The sequence below is a fragment of the Pseudomonas sp. WS 5011 genome, from assembly GCF_012985775.1.
Taxonomy (GTDB): domain Bacteria; phylum Pseudomonadota; class Gammaproteobacteria; order Pseudomonadales; family Pseudomonadaceae; genus Aquipseudomonas; species Aquipseudomonas peli.
Genome location: NZ_JAAQXA010000052.1, coordinates 1 through 4,902, shown reverse-complemented (window position 1 = coordinate 4,902; position 4,902 = coordinate 1). Strand labels below are relative to the sequence as shown.

At 60.9% G+C, this 4,902-nt stretch carries 6 protein-coding genes; all 6 read left to right on the top strand.

Going from position 1 to position 4,902, the window contains the following annotated elements:
- Positions 1-325, top strand: a 325-nt coding sequence (locus tag HBN63_RS21750) for a hypothetical protein (RefSeq protein ID WP_223181894.1), incomplete at its 5' end; no start/stop codon positions are given.
- Between the two features lie 4 nt (positions 326-329).
- Positions 330-1,157 carry a phosphonate ABC transporter ATP-binding protein gene (gene phnC / locus HBN63_RS21295; RefSeq protein WP_003118432.1) on the top strand — a complete coding sequence of 276 codons (828 nt, stop codon included), beginning with the start codon at positions 330-332 and terminating at the stop codon, positions 1,155-1,157.
- The gene (gene phnD, locus HBN63_RS21290) at positions 1,154-2,017 is read left to right on the top strand and encodes a phosphate/phosphite/phosphonate ABC transporter substrate-binding protein (protein WP_010466255.1); all 864 of its coding nucleotides are present in this window, start codon (positions 1,154-1,156) and stop codon (positions 2,015-2,017) included. The genes phnC and phnD overlap by 4 nt, the downstream gene beginning before the upstream one ends.
- A gap of 8 nt (positions 2,018-2,025) precedes the next feature.
- Positions 2,026-2,853: a phosphonate ABC transporter, permease protein PhnE gene (gene phnE, locus HBN63_RS21285; protein ID WP_010466252.1), complete on the top strand. Its 828-nt coding sequence runs from the start codon at positions 2,026-2,028 to the stop codon at positions 2,851-2,853.
- 8 nt (positions 2,854-2,861) lie between these two features.
- The gene (ptxD, locus tag HBN63_RS21280; RefSeq protein WP_003118429.1) at positions 2,862-3,872 is read left to right on the top strand and encodes a phosphonate dehydrogenase PtxD; all 1,011 of its coding nucleotides are present in this window, start codon (positions 2,862-2,864) and stop codon (positions 3,870-3,872) included.
- On the top strand, positions 3,866-4,735 hold the full coding sequence (locus HBN63_RS21275) for a LysR family transcriptional regulator (RefSeq protein ID WP_010466239.1): 870 nt from the start codon (positions 3,866-3,868) through the stop codon (positions 4,733-4,735). Before ptxD ends, HBN63_RS21275 begins: the two co-directional genes overlap by 7 nt.
- Positions 4,736-4,902: the final 167 nt, after the last annotated feature.

Below are 4,902 nucleotides of genomic sequence, written 5' to 3'. Positions count from 1 at the left end.
TGTTGCCCATCATTTCCATACTGATCACCCTGTGTTCTCCTGCTCAAAAATTGAGCAGAAGCAGTTGAACACCTGGGTCAGTTTTCAGTCGGCAGAACAGCCTCTACTGGGTCAGTTTTCGGTCAGCGGCAACACCTCCTGTATCCCGCGTGAAGAAAGACGCTACGTTGCGCCCGTTCTTCCACGGCTTCGCTTGCCGCCCCGCTACGGCAGATTCGAAGTATTCATCGAAATGTCATCCTTTAGAAGCAGTGCGGTAACAAGGAATTTCTACCCTTTGCATCGCGAACCGCAATTGTGCGGCCAGCAATATTGCGAAAGGTGATCAAATGACGCCCCATCCGATACAGGACGCCGTGCTGCGGGTCGACCGGTTGAGCGTCGTCTATCCAGGCGGCGTGACAGCCCTACGCGATACCTCGATTGCATTTCGGCGTGGTGAGTTCACCGTGCTGCTTGGTCTCTCGGGCGCAGGCAAGTCGACCTTGCTCCGTAGTCTCAATCGACTCGTCACGCCCACTGGCGGCAGTGTCACCAGCGAACTCGGTGAACTCGGCAGCGGCTCGGCCTTGCGTCAGCATCGTCGGCGTACCGCCATGATCTTTCAGCACCACCAGCTAATCGAACGTCAAAGCGCACTGGCTAATGTGCTTACCGGTCGGCTGGCCTTTCACAACACGCTCCGCTCGCTGTTTCCTCTGCCGCGTGCCGATCAGGAGATTGCGCTCAGTTGCCTCGCTCGGGTCGGTCTGGCAGACAAGGCGCTAAGCCGGGTGGACAAACTGTCCGGTGGCCAGCAGCAGCGGGTAGGCATCGCGCGTGCGCTAGCGCAACAGCCGGCGATCATTCTGGCCGATGAGCCGGTAGCCAGTCTCGACCCGGCCACTTCGGTCCGTGTTCTCGGATTGCTGCGCGACATCTGCAAGGAAGACGGCATCACCGCCATCGTTTCGCTGCATCAACTCGAATATGCCCGCCGCTTCGCCGATCGCGTCGTCGGGCTGGCCGATTCTCAGATCGTTTTCGATGCCGCGCCCTCGGAACTCACCGATGCGCAGCTTGAGCGCATCTATGCAGGCCGCTCTACGACTCAGCCAGCGAATGCTCCGGCTGAACCACCTGTCATGCTCGAACCTTCACTGGAGATGTCCCGATGAAACGCTTATCCGCGCTCTTATTGACTTGCTTGCTGTCCGCTGTTTCAAGTTTGTCCGCCCTAGCGGCCGATGCCGATCCGGATGTGCTAAAGGTTGCCCTGCTGCCGGACGAAAACGCCTCCGAGCTGATCAAGCGTAACCAGCCGCTGAAGGATTATCTGGAAGAGCATCTGGACAAGAAGGTGCAGCTGATCGTAACCACCGACTATTCCTCGATGATTGAGGCGATGCGCTTTGGCCGTATCGACCTGGCGTATTTCGGTCCGCTGTCCTACGTCATGGCCAAAAGCAAAAGCGACATCGAGCCCTTCGCTGCCATGGTCATCGACGGCAAGCCGACCTATCGCTCGGTGATTATCGCCAATGTGGCGTCAGGCGTGAATGAGTATGCCGACCTTAAGGGCAAGAAGATGGCCTATGGTGACCGGGCATCGACGTCCAGCCATTTGATTCCCAAAACCGTGCTTCTTGAGACGGCCGATTTGACGGGTGGGCAGGACTACGAACAACATTTTGTGGGCACGCATGACGCCGTTGCCGTCAACGTGGCGAACGGCAACGCCGATGCGGGTGGGCTGTCAGAGGTAATTTTCAATCACGTAGCCGAACGTGGCCTAATCGATCCGAGCAAGGTGAAAGTACTTGGTTACAGCGGCGAATACCCCCAGTACCCCTGGGCGATGCGCTCGAACCTGAGCCCCGAGCTGAAAACCAAGGTGCGGGATGTATTCGTCGGTATCGACGATCCCGAAGTGCTGCGCAACTTCAAGGCCGAGGCCTTCGCGCCAATCACCGACGCCGACTACGATGTGATCCGCAACATGGGATCGCTGCTCGGCCTCGACTTCGCCACGATGTGAGCACCGATATGTCTACTCATTACGACGTGCAGGCGCTGCCTGCAGAGCAACGCGAGCACATCCTTCGAGGCTTCGGCCTCGGTTGGTGGCGCCAGCTGGGGCAGGTGGCGATTGTATTCGGAGTGGTGCTGTTGGCCTGCTGGTACGTGGGGCTGCTCGATGCCACCACGCTGCTGAACGGGCTGCCCTCCATCGCGACCCTGGCAGGCGAGGCCATGCCGCCAGACTTTTCGGGCTATCGAAGCTGGATTCGCCCCTTGATCGACACCTTGGCGATGAGCATCGCCGGTACGGCCATCGCAGTGGTGTTCTCGCTGGTGGTGGCCTTCGTTGCAGCGCGCAATACGGCGCCGCACCCCCTTGTGTTCGGTGTTGCCCGGGTGCTGCTCAATGCCCTGCGGTCGGTGCCGGAGCTGATCATGGGCATCATCTTCGTTGCAGCCGTAGGGTTCGGCGCCTTGCCGGGCGTGCTTGCCCTGGGTCTGCATTCGGTCGGCATGGTCGGCAAGTTCTTCGCCGAGGCCATCGAGCACGTCGACGAAGCGCCGGTGGAAGCCGCTCGGGCGGCGGGGGCTACGCCGATGCAAGTGCTGCTGCACGCGGTTTTGCCACAGGTGACGCCGCAGTTCGCCGACGTGGCGATCTACCGCTGGGAATACAACTTTCGCGCCTCCACCGTGATGGGCATGGTTGGCGCCGGCGGTATCGGCTTCGAACTCATGGGCTCGCTGCGCATCATGCAGTACCAGGAGGTTGCAGCAATCCTGCTGGTCATCCTGGCCATGGTCACGCTAGTAGACGCCTTCAGTGGCGTGCTGCGCAAACGTTTCAAATAGGACAAACCATGCTGCCGAAACTCGTTATAACTCACCGAGTACACGATGAGATCCTGCAACTGCTGGCGCCACATTGCGAGCTGATGACCAACCAGACCGACAGCACGCTGACGCGCGAGGAAATTCTGCGCCGCTGCCGCGATGCTCAGGCGATGATGGCGTTCATGCCCGATCGGGTCGATGCAGACTTTCTTCAAGCCTGCCCTGAGCTGCGTGTAGTCGGCTGCGCGCTCAAGGGCTTCGACAATTTCGATGTGGACGCCTGTACTGCCCGCGGGGTCTGGCTGACCTTCGTGCCTGATCTGTTGACGGTCCCGACTGCCGAGCTGGCGATCGGACTGGCGGTGGGGCTGGGGCGGCATCTGCGGGCAGCAGATGCGTTCGTCCGCTCTGGCGAGTTCCAGGGCTGGCAACCACAGTTCTACGGCACGGGGCTGGATAACGCTACGGTCGGCATCCTTGGCATGGGCGCCATCGGACTGGCCATGGCTGATCGCTTGCAGGGATGGGGCGCGACCCTGCAGTACCACGAGGCGAAGGCTCTGGATACACAAACCGAGCAACGGCTCGGCCTGCGCCAGGTGGCGTGCAGCGAACTCTTCGCCAGCTCGGACTTCATCCTGCTGGCGCTTCCCTTGAATGCCGATACCCAGCATCTGGTCAACGCCGAGCTGCTTGCCCTCGTACGGCCGGGCGCTCTGCTTGTAAACCCCTGTCGTGGTTCGGTAGTGGATGAAGCCGCCGTGCTCGCGGCGCTTGAGCGAGGCCAGCTCGGCGGGTATGCGGCGGATGTATTCGAAATGGAAGACTGGGCTCGCGCGGACCGGCCGCGGCTGATCGATCCTGCGCTGCTCGCGCATCCGAATACGCTGTTCACTCCGCACATAGGGTCGGCAGTGCGCGCGGTGCGCCTGGAGATTGAACGTTGTGCAGCGCAGAACATCATCCAGGTATTGGCAGGTGCGCGCCCAATCAACGCTGCGAACCGTCTGCCCAAGGCCGAGCCTGCCGCATGTTGAATCCGGTCTGGCTGAAGAGCCTGGTAGCGATCGTTCAAACAGGCAGTTTTCAGAGCGCGGCGAGGGCGTTGGGGCTGGCCCAGCCGACGGTGTCGCAGCACTTGCAGAAGCTTGAAGAGCAGGTCGGCGTAACGCTGGTGCAGCGCAGTCGTAGCGGCTGCCAGCCTACCACACGGGCGCTGGCCTTCATGCCGCATGCGACCGCCTTGCTCGACATGCACGCCCGGGCGCTAGAAGCCCTGCATGGCAATCGTGAGCGCGTCGGGGCCAGCTCCAACATCGGCACCTACCTTCTCCAGCCATTCGTGCGCAACTATCTGACGACCGCAAATGAGAGGGGCGAGGTGGATCTGCGCATCGCCGCCAACCCGGATGTGGCCGACCAGCTACTGGCGGGCCAGCTCGACGCCGCGATCATGGAATGGTGGCTACCTCACCCCGACTTCGAACACCGCCTCTGGCGGGTCGAGCCGCTGGTGCTTATCGTCAGCCCCGACCATGCGCTGGCTGAAGCAGGGTGCATAGAACGTGATCGTCTGGTGGACCTGCCGATGCTGGGAGGTGAACCGGGTAGCGGTACCGGACGGCTTCTGACCGAATACTTTGGCGAACTGGGCGTGCCTCGCAGCGGTATGCAGCTAGGCAGCACCGAGGCAGTCAAACAAGCAGTGAGGGCGGGACTCGGCGTGTCGTTGGTGATGGCTTCCGCAGTACAAGACGAAGTTCGCAGTGGCGCGCTGGTAGCTCTTCCCATCCCGGGGCTTGAAAAGCGTCTCCAACTGATCTGGCGCAAACCTCCCGGAAATCTGCACCCGCCGGGATTTGTGCGGCACTTATTGGAGGAGGCAGATCTAGCTGGATAAGGTGATGGATGGTTGCGATCCAGCGCTTGGCTTGTCAGCCTAGGGAAACTCTGAAAAAGACTTTCTGATTTGGCAAAATACCGCGACCCCACCCACCGAGTTTCCCGATGAAGCAGATGACCTTCGCCGACGCCGAGTACGCTGGCAAGCGCAAGCAAACCCGCAAG